Source organism: Mycolicibacterium madagascariense (assembly GCF_010729665.1).
GTDB classification, from domain to species: domain Bacteria; phylum Actinomycetota; class Actinomycetes; order Mycobacteriales; family Mycobacteriaceae; genus Mycobacterium; species Mycobacterium madagascariense.
In genome coordinates, this window is sequence record NZ_AP022610.1 from 1,245,807 (window position 1) to 1,270,005 (window position 24,199).

The 24,199-nt window shown below is 71.6% G+C and carries 28 protein-coding genes and 1 pseudogene; 9 read left to right on the forward strand and 20 right to left on the reverse strand.

Annotation, left to right across the window (positions count from 1 at the left end; all coding sequences use genetic code 11):
• Positions 1-29: 29 nt before the first annotated feature.
• Both G6N60_RS05880 and G6N60_RS05885 read left to right on the forward strand, forming a co-directional pair.
• A complete protein-coding gene (locus G6N60_RS05880) occupies positions 30-1,487 on the forward strand; it encodes a PepSY-associated TM helix domain-containing protein (protein WP_276028451.1) in 1,458 nt (485 codons plus the stop codon).
• Positions 1,484-2,125, forward strand: coding sequence for a DUF5134 domain-containing protein (locus G6N60_RS05885; RefSeq protein ID WP_163733845.1), 642 nt, complete (start codon positions 1,484-1,486; stop codon positions 2,123-2,125). Before G6N60_RS05880 ends, G6N60_RS05885 begins: the two co-directional genes overlap by 4 nt.
• Positions 2,126-2,134: 9 nt before the next feature.
• On the opposite strand, the gene G6N60_RS05890 is transcribed toward G6N60_RS05885, so the two are convergent.
• Both G6N60_RS05890 and G6N60_RS05895 read right to left on the reverse strand, forming a co-directional pair.
• Positions 2,135-2,833 (reverse strand): zf-HC2 domain-containing protein, encoded by a 699-nt coding sequence (locus G6N60_RS05890; protein WP_163743518.1) that lies wholly within the window; start codon positions 2,831-2,833, stop codon positions 2,135-2,137.
• Between the two features lie 52 nt (positions 2,834-2,885).
• Positions 2,886-3,680 (reverse strand): metal ABC transporter solute-binding protein, Zn/Mn family, encoded by a 795-nt coding sequence (locus tag G6N60_RS05895; RefSeq protein WP_163743521.1) that lies wholly within the window; start codon positions 3,678-3,680, stop codon positions 2,886-2,888.
• Here G6N60_RS05895 and G6N60_RS05900 point away from each other — a divergent pair.
• The gene (locus tag G6N60_RS05900) at positions 3,604-3,828 is read left to right on the forward strand and encodes a hypothetical protein (RefSeq protein ID WP_163730761.1); all 225 of its coding nucleotides are present in this window, start codon (positions 3,604-3,606) and stop codon (positions 3,826-3,828) included. The two genes, G6N60_RS05895 and G6N60_RS05900, sit on opposite strands and share 77 nt — an antisense overlap.
• A 131-nt stretch (positions 3,829-3,959) precedes the next feature.
• Here the strand turns inward: G6N60_RS05900 and rpsR are convergent, their stop codons facing one another.
• From rpsR to rpmB, 4 genes are read right to left on the reverse strand one after another with little or no spacing between them, the layout of a single operon-like run.
• Positions 3,960-4,235 carry a 30S ribosomal protein S18 gene (gene rpsR, locus G6N60_RS05905; protein WP_163743523.1) on the reverse strand — a complete coding sequence of 92 codons (276 nt, stop codon included), beginning with the start codon at positions 4,233-4,235 and terminating at the stop codon, positions 3,960-3,962.
• Positions 4,236-4,240: 5 nt separating this feature from the next.
• Positions 4,241-4,546 (reverse strand): 30S ribosomal protein S14, encoded by a 306-nt coding sequence (rpsN, locus tag G6N60_RS05910; RefSeq protein ID WP_163733848.1) that lies wholly within the window; start codon positions 4,544-4,546, stop codon positions 4,241-4,243.
• Positions 4,547-4,714, reverse strand: coding sequence for a 50S ribosomal protein L33 (rpmG, locus tag G6N60_RS05915; RefSeq protein ID WP_163733852.1), 168 nt, complete (start codon positions 4,712-4,714; stop codon positions 4,547-4,549).
• A complete protein-coding gene (rpmB, locus tag G6N60_RS05920; RefSeq protein WP_163733855.1) occupies positions 4,714-4,950 on the reverse strand; it encodes a 50S ribosomal protein L28 in 237 nt (78 codons plus the stop codon). The genes rpmG and rpmB overlap by 1 nt, the downstream gene beginning before the upstream one ends.
• Before the next feature lie 149 nt (positions 4,951-5,099).
• Here rpmB and G6N60_RS05925 point away from each other — a divergent pair, with 149 nt between their 5' ends.
• Both G6N60_RS05925 and G6N60_RS05930 read left to right on the forward strand, forming a co-directional pair.
• Positions 5,100-5,360, forward strand: coding sequence for a type B 50S ribosomal protein L31 (locus G6N60_RS05925; protein WP_163733858.1), 261 nt, complete (start codon positions 5,100-5,102; stop codon positions 5,358-5,360).
• Positions 5,361-5,499: 139 nt separating this feature from the next.
• On the forward strand, positions 5,500-5,886 hold the full coding sequence (locus G6N60_RS05930) for a hypothetical protein (RefSeq protein ID WP_163733862.1): 387 nt from the start codon (positions 5,500-5,502) through the stop codon (positions 5,884-5,886).
• A gap of 13 nt (positions 5,887-5,899) precedes the next feature.
• On the opposite strand, the gene G6N60_RS05935 is transcribed toward G6N60_RS05930, so the two are convergent.
• Both G6N60_RS05935 and G6N60_RS05940 read right to left on the reverse strand, forming a co-directional pair.
• Positions 5,900-7,438, reverse strand: a complete 1,539-nt coding sequence (locus tag G6N60_RS05935; protein WP_246240353.1) for a copper resistance CopC/CopD family protein — start codon at positions 7,436-7,438, stop codon at positions 5,900-5,902.
• A gap of 26 nt (positions 7,439-7,464) precedes the next feature.
• On the reverse strand, positions 7,465-8,163 hold the full coding sequence (locus tag G6N60_RS05940) for a YcnI family protein (RefSeq protein WP_246240356.1): 699 nt from the start codon (positions 8,161-8,163) through the stop codon (positions 7,465-7,467).
• A 345-nt stretch (positions 8,164-8,508) separates the two neighbouring features.
• On the opposite strand from G6N60_RS05940, the gene nicT reads away from it, so the two are divergent.
• A complete protein-coding gene (nicT, locus tag G6N60_RS05945; RefSeq protein ID WP_163733865.1) occupies positions 8,509-9,624 on the forward strand; it encodes a Nickel transporter NicT in 1,116 nt (371 codons plus the stop codon).
• Positions 9,625-9,659: 35 nt separating this feature from the next.
• A complete protein-coding gene (locus tag G6N60_RS05950; RefSeq protein WP_179969645.1) occupies positions 9,660-10,772 on the forward strand; it encodes an NHL repeat-containing protein in 1,113 nt (370 codons plus the stop codon).
• A gap of 14 nt (positions 10,773-10,786) precedes the next feature.
• Here G6N60_RS05950 and G6N60_RS05955 read toward each other — a convergent pair whose 3' ends face one another.
• The 10 genes from G6N60_RS05955 to G6N60_RS06000 form a co-directional block, all read right to left on the reverse strand.
• Complete coding sequence (locus tag G6N60_RS05955) at positions 10,787-11,575, reverse strand: Rv3717 family N-acetylmuramoyl-L-alanine amidase (protein WP_163733868.1); 789 nt, start codon at positions 11,573-11,575, stop codon at positions 10,787-10,789.
• A gap of 103 nt (positions 11,576-11,678) precedes the next feature.
• Positions 11,679-12,554: a hypothetical protein gene (locus G6N60_RS05960; RefSeq protein ID WP_163733871.1), complete on the reverse strand. Its 876-nt coding sequence runs from the start codon at positions 12,552-12,554 to the stop codon at positions 11,679-11,681.
• A 10-nt stretch (positions 12,555-12,564) separates the two neighbouring features.
• Positions 12,565-12,987, reverse strand: a complete 423-nt coding sequence (locus G6N60_RS05965; RefSeq protein WP_281355641.1) for a Fur family transcriptional regulator — start codon at positions 12,985-12,987, stop codon at positions 12,565-12,567.
• On the reverse strand, positions 12,984-13,334 hold the full coding sequence (locus tag G6N60_RS05970; protein ID WP_163733874.1) for an ArsR/SmtB family transcription factor: 351 nt from the start codon (positions 13,332-13,334) through the stop codon (positions 12,984-12,986). Before G6N60_RS05970 ends, G6N60_RS05965 begins: the two co-directional genes overlap by 4 nt.
• A gap of 93 nt (positions 13,335-13,427) precedes the next feature.
• A complete protein-coding gene (locus G6N60_RS05975) occupies positions 13,428-15,578 on the reverse strand; it encodes a heavy metal translocating P-type ATPase (protein WP_163733877.1) in 2,151 nt (716 codons plus the stop codon).
• Positions 15,579-15,587: 9 nt separating this feature from the next.
• Positions 15,588-15,875 carry a DUF1490 family protein gene (locus G6N60_RS05980; protein WP_163733880.1) on the reverse strand — a complete coding sequence of 96 codons (288 nt, stop codon included), beginning with the start codon at positions 15,873-15,875 and terminating at the stop codon, positions 15,588-15,590.
• 52 nt (positions 15,876-15,927) lie between these two features.
• Entirely contained in the window at positions 15,928-16,782 is an 855-nt protein-coding gene (locus G6N60_RS05985) for a metal ABC transporter permease (RefSeq protein ID WP_163733883.1), read from the reverse strand.
• Positions 16,779-17,645, reverse strand: a complete 867-nt coding sequence (locus G6N60_RS05990) for a metal ABC transporter ATP-binding protein (RefSeq protein WP_163733887.1) — start codon at positions 17,643-17,645, stop codon at positions 16,779-16,781. Before G6N60_RS05990 ends, G6N60_RS05985 begins: the two co-directional genes overlap by 4 nt.
• Positions 17,646-17,794: 149 nt before the next feature.
• A complete protein-coding gene (locus G6N60_RS05995; RefSeq protein ID WP_163733890.1) occupies positions 17,795-18,454 on the reverse strand; it encodes a cutinase family protein in 660 nt (219 codons plus the stop codon).
• A gap of 24 nt (positions 18,455-18,478) precedes the next feature.
• Positions 18,479-19,495: an EamA family transporter gene (locus G6N60_RS06000; protein WP_163733893.1), complete on the reverse strand. Its 1,017-nt coding sequence runs from the start codon at positions 19,493-19,495 to the stop codon at positions 18,479-18,481.
• A 75-nt stretch (positions 19,496-19,570) separates the two neighbouring features.
• Between G6N60_RS06000 and G6N60_RS06005 the strand changes: the two genes are divergently transcribed.
• Positions 19,571-20,128 carry a CGNR zinc finger domain-containing protein gene (locus tag G6N60_RS06005; protein ID WP_163733896.1) on the forward strand — a complete coding sequence of 186 codons (558 nt, stop codon included), beginning with the start codon at positions 19,571-19,573 and terminating at the stop codon, positions 20,126-20,128.
• A 60-nt stretch (positions 20,129-20,188) separates the two neighbouring features.
• Positions 20,189-21,532 (forward strand): annotated as a pseudogene (gene eccB / locus G6N60_RS06010) (type VII secretion protein EccB); the annotation flags it as partial.
• On the opposite strand, the gene mycP reads toward eccB, so the two are convergent.
• Together mycP and eccD are read right to left on the reverse strand one after the other, a co-directional pair.
• On the reverse strand, positions 21,479-22,903 hold the full coding sequence (gene mycP, locus G6N60_RS06015) for a type VII secretion-associated serine protease mycosin (RefSeq protein ID WP_163743532.1): 1,425 nt from the start codon (positions 22,901-22,903) through the stop codon (positions 21,479-21,481). The pseudogene eccB and the gene mycP sit on opposite strands and share 54 nt — an antisense overlap.
• A 17-nt stretch (positions 22,904-22,920) precedes the next feature.
• A complete protein-coding gene (gene eccD, locus G6N60_RS06020) occupies positions 22,921-24,183 on the reverse strand; it encodes a type VII secretion integral membrane protein EccD (RefSeq protein ID WP_163733899.1) in 1,263 nt (420 codons plus the stop codon).
• Between the last annotated feature and the right edge of the window lie 16 nt (positions 24,184-24,199).

Consider the following 24,199-nt stretch of genomic DNA (forward strand, 5'->3'; position numbering starts at 1 on the left):
GGGAACTTTTGGCCGCCGCACAACGACCAATGCACGAACCACGAAGCCCGCGCCAGTGTGCGCCGTCAGCCCAGGAAGGCCCCACCACCGTGAGCCACCCGCCCCTCGAGGACTCCGCCGACGTGCGGGAGAGCTTGCACGCGTCGGCGTGGGCGCGCTGGCGTCCGTTGCTGATGCGGCTGCACTTCTACGCCGGGGTGTTCGTGGCGCCGTTCATCCTGGTGGCCGCCGTGACCGGGGTGCTCTACGCGCTGGTGCCGCAGCTCGATCAGGCCGTCAGCCATCACCAGCTCACCGTCGACCACGTCGGCGAACGGCGTCTGCCGCTGGCCGATCAGCTCGCCGCCGCCAGGGCCGCGCACCCCGAGGGCACGGTGACGAGCATCCGGCCGCCCGCCGCGCCGAACGAGACCACCCAGGTCGCGCTGAAGGTCGACGACGTCGCACCGGACTACGGCCGCACCGTGTTCGTCGATCCCTACACCGGCGAGGTCAGGGGCGCGTTGACGACGTTCGGGCAGTGGATGCCGCTGCGCGCGTGGTTCGACGAGCTGCACCGCAACCTGCACCTCGGGGCGGTCGGTCGCAACTACAGCGAGCTGGCGGCCAGCTGGCTGTGGGTGATCGCCGGGTCGGGACTGCTGCTGTGGATCGGCCATCGCGTCGGCACCGGCCGGCTCACCCGGCTGTTCGTGCCCGACGCCGGCGTGCGCGGGCGGCGTCGGCTGCTGTCGTGGCACGGCTCGCTCGGCGTGTGGATCATCGCGGCGTTGCTGTTGCTGTCGGTGTCGGGCATGACCTGGTCGCGATTCGCCGGCGCCCACGTCAGCGACATCCGCTCGCACCTGACCTGGTCGACCCCGGCGGTGGACACCACGCTGCCGTCGGGCGCCGCCGCGGACGCCCAGCCGCTCGACGAGGCCGTGGCCCTGCGCGGCGCGGACACCGCGCTGCGGGCGGCGCAGGACGCGGGCCTGCAGAGCCCGATCTGGATGTATCCGCCGTCGGCCGCGGGCCAAGGCTGGCAGGTCGCGGAGAACAAGCGCGACTGGCCCACCCGGTATGACGCCGTCTCGGTGGATCCGGACAGCGGTGCCATCACCGCGCGGGTCGACTTCGCGGACTGGCCGTTCATGGCCAAGGTGGCCGACTGGATCGTCGGCGCACACATGGGCATCCTGTTCGGCGTGGTCAATCAGATCGTCCTCGCTGCCGTCGGGGTGGCGCTGATCGCCGTCGTGCTGCTCGGCTACCGGATGTGGTGGCGTCGACGGCCAACGCGCACAGCCGGTTTCGTCATCGCGCGGGGTCCACGCCGCGGCGTGCTGTCCGAGTTGAGGCCGTACGAGGCCGTCCTCGCGGTCGTCGCGCTGGCCGCGTTCGGCTACTTCGCGCCGCTGTTTGGGGTGTCGCTGGCGGTGTTCGTGGCCGTGGACGTCGCCCTCGGCTGGTGGCAGAGCGCGCGTAGGGAGGCGGGCGCGCGGTGATCGCCGACCCGTTCCTGCGCTGGGTCGTCACGATCCTCTTCGTCCTCAGCGCGGCCGAGATGGTCTACGCCATGGTGACGTCGCACCGCGCCGGGGCGTACGTGGTGAGCCACCTGCTGCACCTGCTGATGGCGGTCGCGATGGCCGTGATGGCGTGGCCGCGCGGCGCGGCACTGCCCACCACGGGCCCGATGATCGTCTTCCTGGTGGCCACGGCCTGGTTCGTGGGGGTGGTCCTGAGGTACCGCGGCCACCGCCTGATCAACGGGTATCACGCGCTGATGATGCTGTCGATGGCGTGGATGTACGCGGTCATGAGCGGAGACCTCTTGCCGGGCAGTCGATCCGGTGGCGAACCCGGCGCCGGGGCGGCGCCCATGGCGGGGATGCCCGGTATGCCGGGGATGAGCATGGGCGGATCCACCGACGGCGACTCGCCGATGGCGCAGCCGGGCTACGTCGACGTCCTGAACTGGGTGTGCACCATCGGATTCGCGCTCGCCACGCTGTGGTGGCTCTACCGCTACTTCGGCCAGCGCAAGGCCGAACCGGCCCAACCCGCACACCGGTTCCTCGGCGACGCATCGCAAGCCATGATGGCCGTGGGCATGGCGGTCATGTTCGGCGTGCTGCTGTGAGCTAGGGAGTCATGCCGCACCGTCGGTCGGCCACAGATGGTCGCGGCGTCGACCCCGAGACGCACTGTGCGGCAAAATGATTCGCTCGTCCTGGTCGTCACCGGCCACCTGGGTGGGTGCGGGTCCCGGCCGCGCCGCGCGGCGCCACACCAGCACCGCGAGCAGGGCGCCGAGCACCACCGGCACGTGGGTGAGGATGCGGGCCGCGGTGACGGCGCCGTGCTCGGCGTCGACGACGACGTATACCGCCAGGGCGACCGCGAAGACGCTGAGCACCGCGGCCAGGCCCTCGGCGGCCGACGGTCGCAGCGCGCCGACGACCATGATCGCGCCCAGCGCCAGGGACCACGCCGTCGACTCGTTGAGGAGGTGGCCGCTCATGACCATGCCTCCGTGGACGAGTCCCACGTCGAGCCCGAAACCCTGCACGGCGGCCAGCGCGAGCTGACCGCCGCCGACCACCAGCAGGGCCCAGCGCGGCCAACCCCACCCCCGGCGCACCGCGGTCGCCCGCGGCGTCGCGACTTCGGTGAGCGGGGGATTGGCGGCCAACCGGTGCAGGCGCGCCGCCTGCCCGGTCATCGCGTCGCGCCACGCGCGGCACTCGACGCATCCCGCGACGTGCTCGTCCACCCGGGCCGACGGCACCGGTTCGTGCTCGCCGTCGACCCTGGCCGAGAGCGCCTCGCGCGCCACCTCGCATTCCACGTACCAATAGTCGCGCACGGGGGCCCAGATGTTCCCGCAACCCCGGCCGAGGTCACCCGCCGAGTGCGGTGGTGATCTCGTTGATCTGTCGGAGCTGCCAGGCCTGGAAGTCCTTGTCGGAGGGGGGCAGGGTCTCGGTGACGCCGACGATGGGCACCGAGTCCTTCTGGGCCAGGGTCTTGATGGCGTCGGTGGCCGGGCTGGTGACCTGTCCGTTGTAGAGCAGCACCTTGATGGCCTTGGTGTTCAGCGCCGCGTCGAAGGCGGCGTTGTCGGCCGGGCTGGGATCGTTGCCGTCTTCGATGGACTGGGCGAAGGAGGCGGGGGTGGCCAGCTTGAGCCCGGCCGCGTCCACCAGGTAGCCGGGCACCCGTTCGGTGTAGCCGACCGGGGCGCCGGAGTACTTGTTCTTGATGTTGGTGATCGCGGCGTCGACGGGGGCGAGGCTGTCGTTGAAGGTCTTGGCGTTGGCGGTGAAGGTCGCCGCGTCGGCCGGATCCAGACTGCCCAGCTGAGTGGCGATGGCGTTGGCGACGTCGGGGACCTTGGCGATGTCGTACCAGATGTGCGGGTTGGCGTCCTGCCCGGAGATCTGCATGACGTCCGCGGCGGTCAGCACCTTGCGGTTCGGGTTGGGCGACGCGGACAGCAGCTTGTCCATGAAATCGTCGTAGCCGAGCCCGTTTTCGATGACCAGCTGGCCCTTGCTGACGGCCGCGCCGGTCTTGGCATCCGCCTCGTACTCGTGCGGGTCGGCGTTGGGGTCGGACATGATCGAGGTGATGGTGACGTGGTCTCCGCCGATCTGCTTGGCGATGTCCCCCCACACGTTGGTGCTGGCGACCACGGCGACCGGCGCCGACGCCGCGTTCGACGACGACCCCGCGCTCGACGAGTTCGACGAGGGGGCCGGCGATGAGGTGGAACCGCATCCCGCTGCCATCGTCATGGCCGCGGCGGCCATGACGACGACGGGAATCCGGCGCCAGGGCTGAGATGTCACGATGTCTTCCTCCTGCACGAGTTATCTGAAACGGGAATCATTGTCGGTAATGTAGACCACCCCCGGCCACGGCGCACGCCCCGGTCCCCCGCAGGGCATCGCGGGTGCCGGGAAGGGTCGTCGTCAGCGCGGCGGCGTCGGGTAGGCGCTGGTGTAGGGCAGCAATGCCATGTCGCGGGCATTCTTGACCGCGGTGGCGACTCGGCGTTGCTGCTGAACGGTGAGTCCGGTGACGCGGCGGGACCGGATCTTGCCGCGGTCGGAGACGAACGTGCGCAGCAGTGCGACGTCCTTCCAGTCGACGTGTTCGATGCCCTCGGCGGTCAGCGGGTTGGCCTTGGTGCGGGTGGGCTCGGTGGCCGAGGGGCGGCGGGCGGTGGACTTCTTGCGGTGGGCCATCGCGGTCACCAGCTGCTCTTGCGGATGCCGGGAAGGGCTCCGTCGTGGGCCATTTCGCGCAACCGGATGCGGGAGAGTCCGAACTTGCGCAGGTGTCCCCGGGGGCGGCCGTCGACGGCGTCGCGGTTGCGGATGCGTACCGGGCTGGCGTCGCGCGGCAGCCGCTGCAGTGCGCTCTGGGCGGCGCGGCGCTGGTCCGGACTGCTGGAGGGGGCCGCGATGATCGTCTTGAGCGCGGCCCGGCGTTCGGCGTAGCGTGCGACGACGGCCTTGCGGTGTTCGTTGCGAACGATCTTGGACTTCTTGGCCATTCAGCGCTCCTCGCGGAAGTCGACGTGGCGGCGCGCGATGGGGTCGTACTTGCGCAGCACCAGTCGGTCGGGGTCGTTGCGGCGGTTCTTGCGGGTGACGTAGGTGTATCCGGTGCCCGCCGTGGAGCGCAGCTTGACGATGGGGCGGATGTCGGTCGCGCGGGCCATCAGAGCTTGTGCCCCTGGGCGCGCAGCCGGGCGACGACGGCTTCGATGCCGTCGCGGTCGATGACCTTGATGCCCTTTGCGCTGACCCGCAACCGAATTCGTCGACCCTCCGAGGGCAGGTAGTAGGTCTTGTGCTGGATGTTGGGGTTCCAGCGGCGGCGGGTGCGCCGATGCGAATGCGACACCGAGTTGCCGAAGCTCGGCTGTCGCCCGGTGACCTCACAGTGCGCCGACATGACGTGACCTCCTTGGTCTTAATGACAATTGTTTTCGACAAGCGTCGGCGGAGACGGTACCGTAGCCGTCGAGCTATTGAAAATCGTTTCCAAGAACGAAGGGGCGGCGCCGTCGCCGACGGTCCCGCCCGTCAGCAAGGAGAAGCCCGATGAAACCCGGCATCCACCCCGACTACCACCCCGTGGTCTTCCAAGACGCCACCACCGGCACCGCGTTCCTCACCCGTTCCACGGCGACCAGCACCCGCACCATCGACTGGGAGACGCCCCAGGGCACCATCACCTGCCCGCTGATCGTGGTGGAGGTGAGCTCGGATTCGCATCCGTTCTGGACCGGCACCCGACGTCTGCTCGACACCGCGGGACAGGTCGAAAAGTTCCGGCGCCGTTACGGCGGGCAGGGCCGATGACGTCGGTGACCGACGGCAGGCCGGCAATGTCGTCCCGACCGCGGACTCGCCGAAAGGGCAACGGCCACATGTACATTGCCGCACCACGCCATCGGGCGCAGGCTTTCGCCCACCGCTGGGGCGCCCTGGTGGCGGCAGCATGACCAGCACCGAGCCCGCCACGCGCCGCCCCTTCACCGTCGCCGTCTGCACGCCCTGTTCCCGTGAACTCACCATCGACGTCGTGTCCGCCCTGCGCGCCACGATCCGTCGCTGCCCGCACGGCGTGCTGGCCACCACCGCCTGCCTGCGCGGCCCGCTGAGCTGCCGTGCCCGTCCCCACGACGGCGGCGTCATGATCGTCCTGCAGCCGTGCACCACCGAGCGCGCCCCGCATGGACCGACGGCGTGGATCGGCCCCATCTGCGACGACGCCGACATCGAGGCCGTCCGCGGCTGGATCGAGAGCGGCCACTGGGACCTCGATGCCCTGCCGACGCGGCTGAACGCCCGCGCGCGGATCCGCCTCGCCCCGCACCTGAACTAGAGACGCCGGGGCGCTACCAGACCCGGAAGTGCGCGGTGGTGGTGATGGCGTCGGCGGTGCTGAACTCCACCACCAGGTGCAGCGTCCACGACCCCGGCAGCGGCACCACCGCATGGGAGCTGCTCCACTGATCGGCGACGGACGGTTCGAATCTCACGGCGAGCGAAGCGATTCCGGCGTCCTGTGATGACAGCGTGCCGCTCACCGAGACGACCCGAATCGGATGGCCGTGCGCGTCGAGGGCCGTCACCGAGATCGTCGTGGGGCCACGGCGGGTGGTGTCGAGGTGGACCGCGGCCGTCCGGTCGTCCAGCGGCGCGCTGAGCGACACCGGTGGGCCATAGGTGGCGCGGGCCGGGGGCAGCGTCACCAGGGCGGTGGTCACCGCGACGACGGCCATGCCGAGGACCAGCTCGGCGATGACCGTGCGGCGCAACGTGTTCGGGCCGGACCGTCGCCGCGCGAGGTAGGCGAGTGCGACCATGGTGGCCACGATCGCGACCTTCACCGACAGCGTGATTCCGTAGCTGGTCGACCACAGCGCCGCCACCGGCCGCACCTGACGCCACGCCTGGTACGTGCCGCTGAGGATCAGCACCGAGACGCACCCCACGGCGATCAGCGACCAGCGGCGCAGATCGTCGGCTCCTCGCGTGGGGAGCACGGCCACGCACAGCGCGACCAGGCCGCCCAGCCACACCGTCATCGCCAGGACGTGCACGGTGGTCACCGCGACCGCCAACCACGGCTGCGCGCCCACGCTGGCGTGACCGTCGAGCGCGACGGTCAGGGCCGTCCCCGCCGCGCACACCGCTAGCACGGTCGTGGCGCCTCGGCGACGCGACCGCAGTGCGATCCCGATCGCCATCGCGAGGGCCGCGCGCACGACGAGGAGCACCCCGGTCCTGCTGGAGAGCGTGTTCGCGAGCGCGTCACGAGTGAAGACGGCCGCCCAGCCCAGGTCCAGGGATGGTGGTCCCTGCAGCAGGAATTGGGCCACGGTCGCCACGACGATCGCGGCCCACCCGGCGACGAGCAGTGCCGTGGTCCGCTTCAGCGCGAGCGTCCACGGCCACAGCATCCGACACCCGAGTGCCATCCCGGTGGCGAGGACGAGTCCGACGTAGAGCACGCCGCGGGCGACGTCGGAGGTCAGGGTCAGCGCCGCGGAATGGTCGGCGGGAGGCGGCAATTGAGCACCGGCGTCCTGACCGATGCCATAGCTGATCGAGCCCGCGACGACGTGTCCGTCCGCCGAGACGACGCGCCACGTCGCAGCGTAGCTCCCGCGGGGCAGATGGGGGCGCAGCGGAATCACGATGGTCGTCCCGTCGTCGGACAGGTGCGCCGGACCCGCCGTGGCGGGTTCGCCCGTCATCGAGATGACCTGGGCCGCATCGGGAATGAGCCGTACCGACTCGTCGAAGGTCAGCGTGACGACCGTGGGTGGCGTCTCGACGCGCGCCCCGTCGATCGGTGAGCTGGCCACCAGCACGGCGTGCGCGTGCGCCGGCGCTGCCGTCAGGCCGAGGATGGCGAACGCCACCGCCACGGCTGCCGGCAGCGCCGTCCACCACCTCAACTCTTGCGGCGGAGCAACGCGAGATTGGCCAGGCCGAGCAGCACCGCGACGACCGCGACGACGAGGGCGACGATCCCCGGCCACGTCGGCGCGCTCGCTGCCGCGGGGGCCGCCGGGGCCGCGCTCGCGGGCGCGGTGGCGGTGTCGGAATCCGAGGTCAGGGTGAGCATAGGCGCGGGATGGTCCGGCTCGGGCTGCCCCTGGGCGGCCTTCTCGTTCCAATTCACCACCGACCCGTCGCTGTAGAACTGCTGGGCGGGAAAGGACACCGACGCCGCCTTCGGCAGCGGGCCCAGCGACAGGTTGAACTCGTCGAACTGGTTGGGGGGAATCGCCGCCTGCGGGGTGGTGGCCTTCCAGTCCACGACCGACACGTAGTCGGTCACGGTGTTGCCGTCGTCGTCCTTCTGCGGTGTGGCCAGCTTCTTCTTCGTGACCGTCGCCGTCCAGCCGGGCATGGGCTGCACCGACGCCGACAGGATCGGCGTGTCGTCGGGCAGGGTGACGCGCAGTTCCGTGGTGGATGCGGTGTCCGACTCCGAGGGCACCCGGAACGTCGCCACGCCGTAACCTCCCTGGGTGGCGTCGGTCCCGGACACTTCGACGTGGGCCAGCGCGGGCGCGGCGAACCCGATGGCCGCTGCGGCGGCCAGCACGGCCACGGTGGTACAGCGCACGACGTGCTTCATGGTCATTCCTCTTGTCTCCTCGGTGATTTCGCTGGGTTCAGCTGACGAGCGCGGCGAACGACACCCCCGTCCCGGTGACACACCGCAGCGCCACGGCCGAATCCATACTGAAGAAGTCGCGATCGGCGATCGAATGGTTCCCTGTCAATGTGCTGACCGCAGGGCGATGGGGCCGAACCCCGGGGTATGGTCCAGTCGTTCAGCGTGAGCGGTGCGGAAACCGGTGCAATACCGGTGCGGTCGCGCCACTGTGACCCGCGGTCGACCCCGAGTCGGTCGGCGGGGAGCCAGACCCCGCCGCTCGCGGACCCACGATGGGGCGCGTACACCCCGGAAGGACGGGCCCCGTCCATGCCCGACTCACTCTCGACACCCCCGGCCGGTTCGGCGCTGCGCCGCCTCGCCGATTCGTGGAATCGACGCGACTGGCTCGAAGTCGGCGCCCTCGCGGCCGTCATCGCGGCCCTGCACGTCGTCGGTTTCGGCGCGCTGTGCCTATTCGTCGCACCGCACCACTATCAGGTCGGCACGCAGGTGTTCGGCATCGGATTGGGCGTCACCGCATATACGTTCGGCTTGCGCCACGCGTTCGACGCCGATCACATCGCCGCCATCGACAATACGACCCGCAAGCTGATGGCCGACGGCCGCAAGCCGAAGTCGGTCGGATTCTGGTTCGCCATGGGGCATTCGACGATGGTGCTCGTGATGGCGGTCCTGGTGGTCGTCGGTACCCGTGCCGTCAGTTCTCTGCTCGACGACGACTCGCCCACCAAGCACGCCCTCGGCCTGGCCGGTACCGTCGCCTCCGGCGGATTCCTCTGGCTGATCGGCATCATCAATCTGGTTGCGCTGATTGCGATTTGGCGAGTCTTCACGGGCCTGCGCCAGGGTCGGTTCAGTGAAGGCGAACTCGAAGCGGCGCTCGACGGTCGCGGCTTCCTCGCCCGCATCCTGCGCCCTGTGATGAAGCGCATCAAGCGACCCTCGCAGATGTATCCGGTGGGCGTGCTGTTCGGCCTGGGCTTCGACACCGCCACCGAGGTCGCGCTCCTGGCGCTGGCCGGTACCGGCGCGGCCGCCGGGTTGCCCTGGTACGCCGTGCTGGTGCTCCCGGTGCTGTTCGCCGCGGGCATGAGCCTGATGGACACCGCCGACGGACTCTTCATGACCGTCGCCTACGACTGGGCGTTCGCCAACCCGGTCCGCAAGATCTACTACAACCTGTCGATCACCGGACTGTCGGTCGCCGTCGCGCTCCTGATCGGGACGATCGAACTGGTGTCGGTGCTGCACGACGACTTCGACCTGGAGGACCCGGTCACCAACTGGGTCAGCGCGATCGATCTGAACAACGCCGGCTTCGCGATCGTGGGCCTGTTCGTCCTGACCTGGCTGTGCGCCGTGGTGTATTGGAAGGTGGCCGGTGTCGAGAAGCGGTGGCAGGGCCAATCATCGGTCGATTGACCGTCGCCCGGGGTGGGCATGTGCAGGGGATGCGCATGCGGCCGTCCCTCTTCTGCTCCCTGGTGATCGCCCTGGCCGTCGCCGGGTGTGGCGGCTCCAGCACGACGTCCTCGTCATCCACGTCGCCCTCGTCGGCCACGCCGTCGCCGTCGGGTAGTTCCGCGGCGGCCGCGTCGACCTCGCCGGGCTTCACCCCGACGCACGCACCGGCCGCCGAGCCGGGTCGCGCCACCCCGCCGGCGGTGCCGCCGGTGGGCCGGGTGGTCCCGATCGGCAACGCCCCGGAGGGCATCGTCATCGGCACCTCGGGTGTGGGTGCCGTCGCGGTGCGTGGTCCCGATGGCGTCGAACTGTTCGACGCCACCACCGGGGCGGTACGGCAGACGGTCCCGACGTCCGGGGCAGCGCGCCACCTCGAGCTCGCCGGGCCCGACGGGCCGGTCCTGGTTCCGCTGGAGCAGAGCAACGAGCTCTCGGAGGTGTCCCTCGCCGACGGGAAGGTGCTCTGGACCGCCCAGGGCGTCGGACGTCAACCCCATGACGCCGTGCGCACCGCGAGCGGCACCGTGGTGGTGACCAACGAGCTGGGTGGCGGTGTGGTGTTCGTGAAGGACGGTGCGGTGGTCGGCACGCTGCCCGCCGGGCCCTTCCAGCCGGGAGGCGTTGCGGCCGTGGGCAATTACGCCGCGGTGGCGGACGTGCAGGGCAACGGGGTCTGGGTGTACGACGGCACGACGCGCCAGCAGGTCGCCCAGGCTCCGGTCGGCAAGAAGCTGACGCACGCCGTGGGCATCTCCGACACGCTGGCGGCGTTCGCCGACACCGACGGCGGCGCGGTCCTGATCGAAAGCGTCGCTCCCCAGATCACCCAGGTGTCGAGGATCGACGCGCCGGGCAACCCCTACGGTTTGGCGTACGACGCCGCGCGCCACCGCCTGTTCGTCACGCTGACGGCGTCCAACGTGCTCCGCGTCGTCGACCTGACCGACCCGACGAAACCGCGCATCATGGGCGACCTGCCGACGGTGCAGCAGTCGAATTCCGTTGCGGTGGACCCGCGTTCGGGCGGTGTCGTGGTGACCGGCAGCGACCCGGACGGCAGCAGCAGCCTGCAGATCATCACACCCGATCTGCTGCCCGCCGGCTGAGCCGTGCCGATCCGTCAGGTGGCGGACAGGTATGCGGCGATCCCGCGGGTGACCGCGGAGGCGTAGCTCGCCCTCCCGGTGGCCGACGTCAGGATCGCGGCGTCCTCGGCGTTCTTCATGTTGCCCATCTCGATGAGGATCGACGGGTACTCCGCGAGGTTGAGACCGGCGAGGTCGGAACGGCCGTAGAGCCCGTCGGTGCCGCGGTAGTTGGAGGGCGACAGGCCGGCGGCGACGAGCTGATCGCGCATCACCGACGCGAAGCGCGGCGCGGGACCGGACTGCGCGCCGTTCAGCGGCGGATCGGAGTAGTTGACGTGAAACCCCCGACCGCTGGCCGGCCCGCCGTCGGCGTGGATGCTGACGATCGCGTCGGGCCGCAGCGCATTGGCCATCGCGGCACGCTGATCCACGCACGGCCCCAACGCGTCGTCGTCCCCGCGGGACATCGCCGTCCGCACGCCCAGCTGGGTGAGTTCGGCGCGGATGCGCAGCACGGTGTCCCAGTTGAAGGTGTGCTCGGGATACCCGCCGTCGGTCGTCGTGCCGCTGGTCTGGCACTCCTTGGTGCCGCCCCGACCGGTGGGCACCTGGCGGTTGATCGAGGCGTCGTTGGCGCCGTTGTGGCCCGGGTCCAGGAACACGATCCGGCCCGCGAGACTCGACGCGGCATGCGCCTTCGGTGCGGACAGCAGAGGAAAGCTGCTCAACGACAACAACACTGGGGCGCCGGCCGCGTACTTGAGCACCTCGCGTCGGCTGGCGCGCTGACCGCGGCAACCGCGGGCTGATTCGTCCTGCATGGGCCGGACGATAGCGAGCCAACCTGGCGTTTCGCCGTGGACACCGCGCCCGTCGGCAATCGAATTGCATTCGCCCCCATACTGATACCGATACGTGACGGTGTCAGGTGGCGAGCCAGCGTCGCAGCCCCGCCATCAGCTCGGGCTCGTCGGCGCCCAGCACCTCGGTCAGCGCGGACCCCACGTCGGGATGCCCGGCCCCGCCGGCGCGCCAGTACAGCGCCCGCAGCGTCGCCGGACCGCGCGTCTCGGCGATGAACCGGGCGAACCACCAGGCCCGGTCGTAGGCCAGCGTCAGCGCATCGCCCGACGTCGCGAAGTCGGCCTCGGTGGGCAGCACGGCCAGGGACGCGGCCGACGCGGCTCCGGGTCTCGGCGTCGCGGGCCTACCGACGTAGTCGGCGACGCCCTCGGTCAGCCACCGCGGGGCGTCCAGCGCCGTGTCGGCCCGGGACGCGAAGTGGAACAGCTCGTGACGCACCACGATGCGCAGCGCGTAGTCGGACATGGCGGCCGCGCCGGGGGAGAAGACGACGCGCTGCCCCGCGGCCGAGCGGTGGACCGGGTCGACCCGGTCGGCGACGGCGGCCGCGGCGACGTCCACCCATCCGGCGGGCCCTCGGGTGAGCTGCCGGAACTCGATCTCGGATCCGGCGGCCACGATGATGACGTCGCGCTGCCAGTCCGCACCCCAGAACGCCACCACGGCGTCGACGGCCGCGCCGATCTCTGCGGCGATGCGCCGCAGCAACCCCTCGGTGGACGTGCCGCCCAGGCCCAGCAGGTGGACGGTGCGTCCGTCGCCGACGACCAGAGACGAGGGTGCCGCGTCGGGGACCGGAGCCGACACCGCCGCGAGCCCGGGCCGGGTGGTGGCCGAGGCCCGATGCAGCAGGGCCGCGGCGACCGAGGCTTCGGCGACCAGCGCCAACTGCAGCAGCAGTCGGCGCCGATCGGGCCGTGGGGCGCGGCCGCTCATGGTCGCCGGATCAGGATGCGCACTGGGCGCAGGTGCCGAAGATCTCGATGGTGTGGCTGACGTCGGTGAAGCCGTTCTCGCGCGCCACCTTGGCGGCCCAGGCCTCGACGTGCTTGCCCGCGACCTCGACGGTGGCGCCGCACTGGCGGCAGACGAGGTGGTGGTGATGATCGTCGGAGCACCGGCGGTAGGCGGATTCGCCGTTCTCGGTGCGCAACGAGTCGACCAGGTCGGAGGTCGCCATCGTCTGCAGCGTGCGGTACACGGTGGTCAAGCCGATGCCCTCGCCGCGCCGGCGCAGTTCCTCGTGGAGTTCCTGCGCGGTGCGGAACTCGTCGAGATCCTCGAGCAGGGCGGTGATGGCGGCGCGCTGCTTCGTCGCCCGGGTGGCCCGCACACCCACCTCACCGTGCTGCACGTCGGCGCCGGTCACTGCTGTTCTCCGGCGTGGGAGACGGCGGCGATCACGATGTCGGCGAGGTGGTGGTCGACGAGGCGGTAGATCACCTCGCGGCCGGACCGGGTGCCCGCGACCACGCCCGCGGCCTTGAGGATTCGCAGATGCTGGCTGACCAGTGGCTGCGGCACCTCGAGGGCGTCGACGAGTTCGTGGACGCAGCAGGCGGATTGACACAGCTGCAGGACGATGGCGATGCGCACGGGGGCGGCCAGTGCCCGCAGCAGATCACCGCTGCGTTCCAGGACCGGGCGACTGACCGTCGCCGACGGCTGGGGTTCGGGTGCGTCCACCGGATCGGCGGCGATGGCCGTGCTGGGCATCAATTCTCTCGGATACTCTCGATCGTCGCGCTGTTGGAAATGACTTCCACTAACTTACATGCACGATCGCGCATGTCAACCGACGCGGTGGGGTCAGGCCGGCAGCTGGTAACGGATCAGGCGTGAACTGTTGGCGACGACGGCCACCGAGGAGGCGTTGTGCAGTACGGCGGCCAGGACGGGGGACAGCGCGCCGCCGGCTCCGATGAGCAGTCCGAGGGCGTTGACCGCGATCGACATGGCGTAGTTCTGCCTGATGAGCTCGACGGTGTGTCCGCCCAGGTCGCGGATGTCGAGCAGCCGATACAGGTCGTCGCCGGCGAGGGCCGCGTCGGCGGTCTCCACGGCGACGTCGGTACCCGCCAGGCCCATGGCGATGCCGATGTCGGCGACCGCGAGGGCCGGGGCGTCGTTGACGCCGTCACCGACCATGGCGACCCGGTGGCCTTCGGCTTGCAGTCCGCGCACGGCGGCGAGCTTGTCCTCCGGCAGCACCTCGGCGTGCCATTCCTCGATGCCGAGTTCGGCGGCCACCGCGGCGGCGGTGTGGGCGTGGTCGCCGGTGAGCATCACGATGCGGCGCACGCCCTCGGCGCGCAGGGCGCTGAGCACGGCCCGCGCCTCGGCGCGGACTTCGTCGCGCAGGCTGATCAACCCGACGAGCGTGCCGTCCACGGCGAGCAGCAGCGGAGTCTCGGCCTCCCGCCGCAACCGCTCGACCCAGTCGGTGGCGTCGGCGCTGACGGGCACGCCCTCACCGGACAGCAGCGACGGGCTGCCCAGCAGCAGCGTGCGGCCGTCGGCGCGGGTGCGCATGCCGAGTCCGACGAGGACCTCGCACTCCTCGTGCGGCGGGATCGCGATGTGGCGTTCCTCGGTGGACCGGATGACGGCCTCGGCCAGCGGGTGCCGGGAGTGGATCTCCGAGCTCGCGGCGTACGCGAGCACCTGCTCGGGTTGCCAATCATGGTGCAGCGCAACGATGTTGGTGACGACGGGGCGGCCGACGGTGAGGGTGCCGGTCTTGTCGAAGACGACGGCGTCGACCCGGCCCGCGGCCTCCAGGTGCGAGCCGCCCTTGATGAGGATGCCCCGCCGGGCGCCGTTGCCGATCGCCGCGCTGATGGCGGTGGGGGTGGCCAGGCCGACCGCGCACGGGCAGGCCACCAGGAGCATGGTCATGGCGCGGCGCACGTCGCCGGTCACGACGAGGGTCAGCGCCGACAACACGAACGATGCCGGCACGAAGCGGCGGGAGAAGTTCTCCCCGATCGTCTGGATGGGGGCGCGGTCGCGCTGGGCCTCCTCGACGCGGGAGATGATGCGCCCCAGGGTGGTCTCGGCGCCGACGGCGCTGGCGCGCACGACGAGCCGGCCCCGCAGCACGACCGACCCCGCATGCACGCGGTCGCCCTCGGCGACGGTGACGGGCAGGGTCTCCCCGGTGATCGCGGACTGGTCGACGATCGCCTCGCCCTCGATCACCGTGCCGTCGACCGGGATCGCGACGTGATCGTGGACGACGACGTCGTCACCGGTGGCCAGGGTGTCGACGCCGACCTGGACCTCGGTGCCGTCGGCGAGGCGCAGCCACGCGGTGTCCGCGGTGCCGCGCAGCAGATCGGCGATCGCGCGCCGGGTCCGGCGCAGCGTCAGATCCTGCAGGTACTCACCGATGTTCAGCAACCACAGCACCGTCAGCGCGACGACGTTCTCCCGCAGCACCAGGCTGGCGATGGTGGCGGCGGACACCAGGGCGTCGGTGCCCACCGCGCGCCCACCGCGCAGACTGCGCAACGCTCCGCGCAGGAACGGATATCCGGTGAACACGGTGGCGCCGGTGGCGATCAGCCGACTGGTCGGCCCGAGCAGCGGGGGCCGGGCGAAGACGTAGCGGCGCAGTCCGAGCAACGTCAACGCCAGTCCGCCGACCACCATGCGCACGACGTCGGCGTTGGCGACGTCGGCCGAACGCGGCGCCCGGCCCGCCAGCGCCGCGGTGCAGCTGGTGGCCGATTCGGTGATCGCCGCCAGGATCGCCGTGCGGTCGCTCAGGCGGGGGGAGTACCACACCACGACCGAGCCGGTGCGCGGGTAGGCGTGCACCATCCGTACCCCCGCCACCGGTTCGGTGGTCTGCTCCACCGCGACCGCCCGGGCGTTGGACACCAGCCAGGGTGCGCGCACCCGCAGGCGGCCCGCGGCGTCGGAGACGACGGTCAGCTCAGCGGCGGTCGTGCTCACGCGGGGCGATCAGTGGTCGTGATCGTGGTCATGAGGTGCGGTGACGCTGGGTGGAGTGGATTCCTCGCCGAGGCGTCCGCGGGCCTCGGCCACCACGTCGGCGACCTTGAGGCGGGCCGATTCGGCGCCACGCTCGGCCGAGCGCACGCCCCGCAGCCCCCACTCGGTGGTGGTGACCGCCGCTTCGTGGACCGGCGCCTTGGCCGCCGCGCGCCGCGCGAGGTCATAGGCCGCCGCGCCCACCGCTCCGGTCAGCACCGTCGACACCACCTTGCCCAGCACTCCATGGATGATCATCGGTTCTGCGTCTCCTCACCGTCGTCGTAGTGGTCGTTTGCGTATCTGGTCGTCAGTCGACGTGGGCCAGAGCCAGGCGGCGCCGAGCGTCCAACGCCGGACCCGCCCAGCGGGCGGCGAGTCTGGCCGCCACGTACATCGCGAAGCTGATGGTGGAGATGAGCACGCTGGCCTTGACCTCGGGGTGGACGAGGCTCAGCAGCAGACCGCCATCGGCGGCGATCAGCGCGATGGCGATGGACAGCGCGATGACCACCGGGGTGCGGGCGCTGAGCCGACTGGCGGCCGCGGCGGGGGTGATGGCGAGGCTGAGCACCAGCAGCGTCCCGACGATCTGAGCGGCCTCGGTCACGGTGAGGGCCAGGACGTAGACGAACAGCAGTCCGACCAATCGGGTGGGCACGCCGCGGGCGGCGGCGAGTTCGGGGTCCACCGAGGCGAACAGCAGTGGTCGGTAGAGCACGGCCATGACGATGAGGACGCCGGCGGCGATGACGACCAGCAGGGTGATCTGGCCGGGGCTGACGCCGAAGATCTGGCCGAACAGGATATTGGTGGCCGCGGTCGCGAAGCCCTTGTACAGCGACAGCAGATAGACCCCGACGCCCAGCCCGAACGCGAGGATGACTCCGATCGCGGAGTTGCGTTCGCGCTCGCGGTGGCCCAGGAAGCCGATGGCGGTGGCGACCACCAGCGAGCCGAGCAGCGCGCCCAGGATCGGATCGTCGGCAGCGACGAGGCCGGCCGCCGCCCCGGTGAAGGCCAGTTCGGCGCTGCCGTGCACGGCGAACGCGAGATCGCGCATGATCACCACGGGCCCGATCAGACCCGCGGTCACCGCGACGAGCGTGGCGGCGATCAGCGCGTTGCGGACGAAGGTCTCCGACAGGTAGTCAGCGAGCGTCACGACCGGTCACCGACGTGGTGGTAGTGGCCGTCACCGGCCTCGGAGTGGGCGCCGTCCGGAGCGCCGACGATGACGATCCTCCCGCCGACGCGCAGCACCTCGACGTCGGTCCCGTACAGCGCCGACAGCGTCTCGCTGGTCAACACCTCATCGGGCGTGCCGAGCTTCCATCGGGTGCCGACGAGGTAGAGGACGCGGTCGACGACGGGCAGCACCGGGTTGATCTCGTGGGTCACGAACACCACCGCGACGTCGGCCGACCGGCGCTGGGCATCGATCAACTCGACCACCTCGCGCTGATGCTTGAGGTCCAGCGACAGCAACGCCTCGTCGCACAGCAGCAGGCGAGGATCACCCAGCAGTGCCTGAGCGATGCGCAGGCGCTGCTGCTCACCACCCGACAGCAGTCCCACCGGAGATTGCGCGAACGCGGTGGCGCCGACGGCGGCGACCGCGTCGTCCACGCGGCGGCGACGCCGGGCGCTGGGCAGTCCGACGCCCCAGCGGTGTCCGTCCAATCCCAGCCGCACCAGGTCGACGCCCCGGATGGGCAGGTCGCGGTCGAAGCCCTTCTGCTGGGGGACGTAGCCGATGACGTGGCTGCCCCGCCGGGGTGGGGCACCGCACACCTCGACGGTCCCCGTCGTCAGCCGCGTCAGTCCCAGCAGCACCCGCACCAGCGACGTCTTGCCGCTGCCATTGGGTCCCAGCACGGCCACGAACTCCCCGGGCGCGACGTCCACGTCGACGTCCTGCCACAACTGACGGGCGCCATGGGACAACCCCGCTCCCCGCAGGCGCACGGTCGGTGCCTGAGGTTGGCCCACCGTGCCCTCCTCCGACTTAGCTGAAACGGTAACCATTCCCGGTAACGGTAGACCATGGCGGCGTCGCGTGCATCCGTGCAGGGTCCGGCCACGCAGTCACGGGAGGACCAGCTGGCCCCGGGGTGCGCAGCGGAGCCGATCCGGGCGATCGTGCGCCAGTCGGGCGCGCCTTCTCAGCAGACGGGTCAGACGAGGCCCGCGACGAAGTTCGCGGCCTGGGGGATGAAGTCCGACGTCTCATAGTGCGTGTGCGCGAACGGGTTTCGGCCGCGCGAGCAGATCGGGTCACCGTCGGCGCACAGGTCGATGGCGCGTCCGGCGAACGTCGAGTCCGTGATGGGAATGGAGAACTTCGTGGACGGGTTGCCGAAGACCGCGACCGCGGCCACGTGGGAATCGAGGTTCGTGGGCAGCGGCGGCGCCGACCCGACTTCGCCGATCTTGTTGCCCAGCGGCGGGATGCCGGCCAGCATGTCCATCACCGCGGCACCCTGCGAATAGCCGCCGAGCACCACGCGCGTGCTCGGGCACTGGGCCACGAGTGAGCTGATGAAGTTGGTTGCGTCGGTCGCGCCGTCCTGCGCCATGAGGAAGTCGTAGCTCGCGGGGTAGTCGACGCCGTAGGTGCCGATCGTCTTGCCACCGACCAGCGGCGTCAGCGCATCGACGAGCGCTTGGCCCACCCGGCCGATGCCGGGAGGTTCGCCGGTTCCGCGCGCGAACACCATTTCGATGTCGCTGCAGGGGTCGGCGGACGCCGGCGGGGCGATGGCCACGGGAGAGACGGCGCAGATGAGGGCCGACGCGATCGCCGCGAGGCGACTCGGCAGACGAAGCGTGGTCACGCCTGCATCCTCGCATACTGGGGATTAGCTGCCGCGCACCGTCTCGGGCTCGGCCGCACCGTCGACCGGGGTCTCCGGCCACGACGCCTCGGCAACCTTCTCGGTGCGGTCGCCCTGTCGGGCGAGCACCAATCCGGCCAGGACGACGACGCCTCCGACGGCCTGCACCGGCGTGAGCGCCTCCCCAAGCAGCACCCACGCGGCGAGTACGGCGAACATCACCTCGGCCAGGCCGACGAGGGAGGCGAAGCGCGGCCGGAGCCGGGCGATGCCCATGATCCCGAGCAGGTAGGCGATGGCCGTCGGGATCAACGCCAGCGCGACGACGGGCACCACCCAGGACGTGGTGTAGCCGGCGACGACGGTGTCGCGTGCCGTGAACGTCATGGGCGCGAGCCCGGAGATGCCGAGCACGCCGACGCCGACCGCGCCGACCACCAGGCCGCCCGCGGCGAGCGTGACCGAGTTCAGACCCGTGCCGTCCGCGGTGACCTCGTCGGACATCATGAAGTAGCACGCCGCGCACACCGCCGCGCCCAGTCCCCAGCCGACGCCGACGAGGTTGATGTGGGCACCGTCGAAGACGTTGAGCACCAACATGATTCCCGCGATGGCCAGAGCCACGCCACCCAGGGTGAGGCGACTCGGCCTGCGCCGCGTGGTGGCCCACAGCCAACCAACGACGAGCAGGGGCGAGGTGTACTCCAGCAGCAGGGCCACGGCGACCGACAGGTGGGAGACCGCGTAGTAGTAGCAGAGTTGGGCACCGGCGATGGGGGCGACGCCGTAGGCGATCACGGTCTTCCAGTGCTGCAGCGCCTCGTGCACCCAGTCGGGTTTGCGCATCGTGGCGTAGACGGCCATCGCGAGTGCGCCGCCCGCCAGCCGGGCGGTGACGGCACTGATGGGCGTCCAGCCGGCCTCCATCAGCGCCTTGGCCAGCGGGCCGGACATGCCGAACGCGAACGCCGAGCCGAGCGCGAACAGCAGGCCGAGCCGAAACTGGTCGGCGGCGGGTCGCGTGTCGACGGTCGCGGTCATGTGGCACCCCCCGGGATGTAATGAGTAAAATCAATGTTGGTCATGACGCTACGACCGGATGGAGTCAGCAGTCAAATGATTTTCAGTCATGACACCGAACTCACACTTCGCGCCGCCTGTGTGCTGGTCAACAGCGACCGCGTCGACGGGGAGCACCTCGGCGACCTGCCCGCACTCGACGTCTACCTCGACGGGTTCGGGTGGACCGGGCGCCGGGACCGCGACACCGCCGAGATCGAGTCCGTGCACCGCCTGCGCACGCGGCTGGGCAAGATCTGGGCCAGCGCCGATGACGAAGAGCGCGTCGTCGGCCAGGTCAATGCGTTGCTCAGCGACACCAGGGCCGCACCATGGCTGACCCGTCACCCCGAGATGCCCGAGTGGCACCTGCACCTCGCGTCGATCCACGACCCGCTGTGGCAGCGCATGGGCGCCGAGATGGCCATGTCGCTGGCCGACCTCATCCGAGCAGGCGAGCTGCGCAGGCTCAAGACGTGCGCGGCCCCCGACTGCGACGCCGTCCTGGTCGACCTGTCGCGCAACCGGTCGCGGATGTTCTGCGACACCGGCAACTGCGGCAACCGTCAGCACGTGGCGGCCTACCGGCAGCGGCAGGCGCGCGACGGCGACTGACCACTCACAAGTGGTGCGTCTGCGCCCATCTCGTCGGCCCTAGGGTCGGTGGGGGTGATCATGGGACGGCCACCGTTGACGCGACTCGAACGCAGCGCCGCGCGCTTTCATGCCCGGCGCACGTGCCACGCCCTGGTGCGCAGGGACGTCGCCATGCACGACGACCCGTTGCGCGCGCAGTCGATGTCGCTCGCGGTCGGGGCCGTCCTCGCGACGCTCGCCGCGGTGGCGGAGGTGGTCGTCGCGGTGGTGGCGCCGCGGGGCGTGCCCGACGCACCGATCGTGATGGCTCGCGAGTCCGGCGCGCTGTACGTCCGGGTGGGCCGCGCGCTGCATCCCGTGCCCAACCTCGCCTCGGCCCGTCTCGTCGCCCGCGCCGCGCTCGACCCGGTACCCGCCGCACAGGTAGCCATCGACCGCGGCGAACGCGGTCCGATGATCGGCATCCCCGGCGCTCCGGCGACACTGGGAACGCCGCTGCGCGGGTCGGTGTGGACGGTGTGTGACGACGACCGAACGGTGGTGACGGTCGGCCCTGGCGGTCCCGACTCGACTGGCGGCCCCGGCGGCCCCGTCGGCCCCGGCGGTCCCGACTCGCCCGGTGAGGAGCGCCCCGTTCTGCTGGTGGCGCGCGGCGAGGGTCCGGCCACCACGTATCTGACCTTCGACGGTCGGCGCGCGGCGGTGGACCTGCGCGACCGCGCGGTGGTCGAGGCGCTGCGGCTGGGCCACGTCGACCCGATACCCGTCTCGCGCACGTTGCTCGACCTGGTGCCGGAGTTGCCTGCGATCATCACTCCGCGGATCGCCGGAGCGGGCGAGCCCGGGCCCGCCGCGCTGGGCGGTGCGACCGTCGGATCCCTCGTGCAGGTCCGACGGGCCGACGGCACCGACCGTTACGTCGTGCGGCGCGACGGCGTGCAGCGGGTCGGCGAGGTGTACGCCGACCTCGTCGGATTCGGTCGCGGCCGACCCGTCGCGACGGTGTCGCCCGCGGCCATCGCCGCCGCGCCGGTCGCCGGCGCCGCGGAGCCGATCCTGCCCCGGCACGCCGAGCGCCCAGTGGGCGCCGCCGATCACGTCGCCGTCTGTGCCCGGTGGCGGCCGCGCGGTCGGGGAGCCGAGACGAACATTGTGGTCTTCGCGACGGACGTGCCCTTCTCCGCGCCCACCGACTTGGCGCAGGCCGACGGCGACGGCCCGCTCGTCGACGCCGTGGCGATTCCCGGCGGGGCCGGGGTCTTCGCCCGCGCCGTCCCGATCGTCGGGGACGACGCCGCAACCGGGTCGCGATTCCTGGTCACCGATGCGGGCGTGGTCTACGGGGTGCACGACGACGAGGCGGCGACCTCACTCGGGCTCGGACCGAATCCCGAACCGGCGCCGTGGCCCATCCTCGCCCAGCTGCCCCACGGGCCCGAGCTCAGCACCGCGGCCGCCGGCGTCCTTCGCGATGGGCTCGCGTCGACCCCGTAAGCGGTTGGCGGACAACGACATCGATCCCGCTGCCACCGCGACGCACGCCGCGGCTCCCGCCAAAGCGATCCGCCGCGCGGCGGGGTCGGAGGCCGCGGGCACCCGGTCGTCAGCCCGGCGTGGCGGCGCGGCCGCCGGCGCGGGCCGTGCGCCGTCGGCACTGACCGCCGCCAGGGCGTCGACGGTCCCGTGGCCCGAGAGCGGATCCCAGCCGGCGGTCGGATGGTGGGCGGTGTCGCAGATCCTGCGCATCACCTGCCGCGCGGTCAGCTCCGGTGCGACCGACCGGACCAGCGCCACGATGCCCGACACGATCGCCGCCGCGTAGCTGGTCCCCGAAATCGGTTGTCGCCCATCGGTTTCGGGGTCGGCGTCGATGAGCCCTTCCCCGCTGGGGTTCAACGACACCACCGCCTCGCCCGGGGCGGCCACGTCGACCCACGGTCCGGCCATCGTGAACGCCGACGGTCTGCCCGCGTGGTCGACCGACCCGACGGTGAGCACGTAGTCGTCGTACCACGCGGGGCTCACCACGGTCCGTACCGTGTCCCACCGCGGCCGGCCCGGGCGCGCCGGATCGGTGCCCGGATTGGGCCGCGGGCACTGACCGGCGCCGCCGACGTTGCCCGCGGCCGAGACCACGACGACGTTCTTGACGTCGACGGCGTAGGCCAGGGCCGCTCCCAGGGCGCGGTCGTCGAGTCCCTGCTCGGCGAGGACGCACGCGACCGACGAGACGTTGATGACGGTAGCCCCCGCATCGGCGGCGCGGCGCACCGCGGCAGCCAGCGTCTCGACGTCGCCCACCCCGGCCCCGGAACCGCCGACCGTGCGAAACATGCTGCTGGACTGTCGAATCGACAGGATCGCCGCATCGGGTGCGATGCCGCCGAACGTCCCCGTGCCGCTCTGCGCGGCGCCGACGATCCCCGCGACGATCGTGCCGTGGCCGTCGCAGTCCTGCGTGCCGTCCCCGGTCGAGACGTAGTCGCCGCCGGGTAGCAGGTGGGGCAGCAGCCGATGCCGGGCCACCCCGGTGTCGATCACAGCGACGGTCTGACCCGCGCCCGTCGTCAGGCGCCACACGGCCCGCAGCTCGGTCGGAGACAACGCGGGCGCGCCCGGCCCGTCGGCGGGCAGGCCCACCCGGCAGGCCTCGAATGGCTCCGTGCGCGTCGGCGGGGCGGGCGGCGCAGGCGGGGGAAGGTGGGCCTCGTCGACGGTCGGCGGTGGCACCGCGCCCGCGCCCGGCGCAACCACCACGATCAGCACCGCCGCGACGGCCACGATCCGCAGCATGCGGGCCGCCCACCCGGTCACGGGACCGGCAGTCGGGCGAGGAGGTCGTGGACGCCGGCCGCCCACGCCGCGACGGGGAGGATGGCGACCAACACGGCGTACTCGGCGCGGTCGATCAGTCGGGCTGCGGCGGGTCCGATCGTCGGTCCTCGAGCGGCGACGAGACCGGTCAGCACCAGCATCCCCGCGACGGGACAGAGCAGCACCGGCCACGCGGCTCCGCCGGCGGCGATCGCCACCACTGCGCCTGCCACGAGCCAGGATTGGCGCGGCGGGTCGGCATACGTCCGCGCCCGCAGCAGGAGCGCGACACCGATGAGCACGTCGAGGATCGCGGGCGCGCCGGACGCCGACGTGCGGGCGCCGACGGCCGCGACCACCGCGCCCGCCGCGCCACCGGCGGCCGCGCCGGCGACCAGGCCACTCAGCACGGCGTGCGCCCGGACGGCGCGCTCGGCCGCGTCGCATCGCGCGTCGGGAGGCGCGAGACCGGTCGCCCAGGCGGCGATCCGCGGTGCGAGGGCCAACTGCGCCACGGCAATGCTCGCCAGCAGCGCTCCGGTGGCCGCCGCGGGCAGCGCCACCACGGTGGCCACTGCCGTCGCGAACGCCACGGCCGCCGTCGCGATCAGCGGCGGGGACGCCCGTGTCGAGAGCCGCGTCGTCAGCAGTGCGGTACAGAGCGCAGCCGTCGCGCCCAGGAAGACGTTGGGCGTCGCCGGCGTCGACGGCACCGCGAGGAACCCGGTCGCGGCGGCGGTAGCCACCAACGAAAGACAGATCGGGACAACGTATTCCGTCACGACGGCGATCACCAGTGCGGCGACGGCCCCCACCGCCGCGACGACCAACGCCGGGAGGGCGCGCTCGGAACCCGCGGCCGACGCCAGGACCGCGGCGCCGAGCAGTGTCGTCAGCACGACGAGCACGTCGCGAGGGGTGGGTCCGGTGGCGTGCGCCGGCGGCCCGGCCGCGATCACCGGATGCCACGGGTCGGTGTGCAGCACGCCGAGCGGCGGGTCTCGGTCCGACACCAGGACCAGCAGGTCGCCATCGCGAACGTCGTTGGCGCACAGTGAGACGTGGTCCCGCAGTGGACCGCGGGTCGGGTGGTCCAGCCGCCAGGGGTGCGCCGCCTCGACGGACTCGGTGCCGTCGTCGAACAGCGCGACGATGGCGGGCAGGAGCTCGACGACGGGGGCGTCTGCGGGCAGCGCGACGTCGATAGACGCCGTGGGATAACCGCTTTCGCGGCGAATGCAGACCCTGGACACTGGCACGCTCCGACCCTACGGG

Excerpts from the sequence above, each read along its gene's own strand:
- rpsR (WP_163743523.1), bottom strand. The coding sequence starts at position 4,235 with ATGGCCCACCGCAAGAAGTCCACCGCCCGCCGCCCCTCGGCCACCGAG.
- G6N60_RS05900 (WP_163730761.1), top strand. The coding sequence starts at position 3,604 with ATGATCGAGGTGATGGTGACGTGGTCTCCGCCGATCTGCTTGGCGATG.
- G6N60_RS05950 (WP_179969645.1), top strand. The coding sequence starts at position 9,660 with ATGCGGCCGTCCCTCTTCTGCTCCCTGGTGATCGCCCTGGCCGTCGCC.
- G6N60_RS05980 (WP_163733880.1), bottom strand. The coding sequence starts at position 15,875 with ATGATCATCCATGGAGTGCTGGGCAAGGTGGTGTCGACGGTGCTGACC.
- nicT (WP_163733865.1), top strand. The coding sequence starts at position 8,509 with ATGCCCGACTCACTCTCGACACCCCCGGCCGGTTCGGCGCTGCGCCGC.
- G6N60_RS05960 (WP_163733871.1), bottom strand. The coding sequence starts at position 12,554 with ATGAGCGGCCGCGCCCCACGGCCCGATCGGCGCCGACTGCTGCTGCAG.
- G6N60_RS05880 (WP_276028451.1), top strand. The coding sequence starts at position 30 with ATGCACGAACCACGAAGCCCGCGCCAGTGTGCGCCGTCAGCCCAGGAA.
- G6N60_RS05970 (WP_163733874.1), bottom strand. The coding sequence starts at position 13,334 with ATGCCCAGCACGGCCATCGCCGCCGATCCGGTGGACGCACCCGAACCC.
- G6N60_RS06005 (WP_163733896.1), top strand. The coding sequence starts at position 19,571 with ATGATTTTCAGTCATGACACCGAACTCACACTTCGCGCCGCCTGTGTG.
- G6N60_RS06000 (WP_163733893.1), bottom strand. The coding sequence starts at position 19,495 with ATGACCGCGACCGTCGACACGCGACCCGCCGCCGACCAGTTTCGGCTC.
- mycP (WP_163743532.1), bottom strand. The coding sequence starts at position 22,903 with ATGCTGCGGATCGTGGCCGTCGCGGCGGTGCTGATCGTGGTGGTTGCG.
- G6N60_RS05990 (WP_163733887.1), bottom strand. The coding sequence starts at position 17,645 with ATGGTTACCGTTTCAGCTAAGTCGGAGGAGGGCACGGTGGGCCAACCT.
- rpsN (WP_163733848.1), bottom strand. The coding sequence starts at position 4,546 with ATGGCCAAGAAGTCCAAGATCGTTCGCAACGAACACCGCAAGGCCGTC.
- G6N60_RS05930 (WP_163733862.1), top strand. The coding sequence starts at position 5,500 with ATGACCAGCACCGAGCCCGCCACGCGCCGCCCCTTCACCGTCGCCGTC.
- rpmB (WP_163733855.1), bottom strand. The coding sequence starts at position 4,950 with ATGTCGGCGCACTGTGAGGTCACCGGGCGACAGCCGAGCTTCGGCAAC.
- G6N60_RS05940 (WP_246240356.1), bottom strand. The coding sequence starts at position 8,163 with ATGACCATGAAGCACGTCGTGCGCTGTACCACCGTGGCCGTGCTGGCC.
- rpmG (WP_163733852.1), bottom strand. The coding sequence starts at position 4,714 with ATGGCCCGCGCGACCGACATCCGCCCCATCGTCAAGCTGCGCTCCACG.
- G6N60_RS05925 (WP_163733858.1), top strand. The coding sequence starts at position 5,100 with ATGAAACCCGGCATCCACCCCGACTACCACCCCGTGGTCTTCCAAGAC.
- G6N60_RS05955 (WP_163733868.1), bottom strand. The coding sequence starts at position 11,575 with ATGCAGGACGAATCAGCCCGCGGTTGCCGCGGTCAGCGCGCCAGCCGA.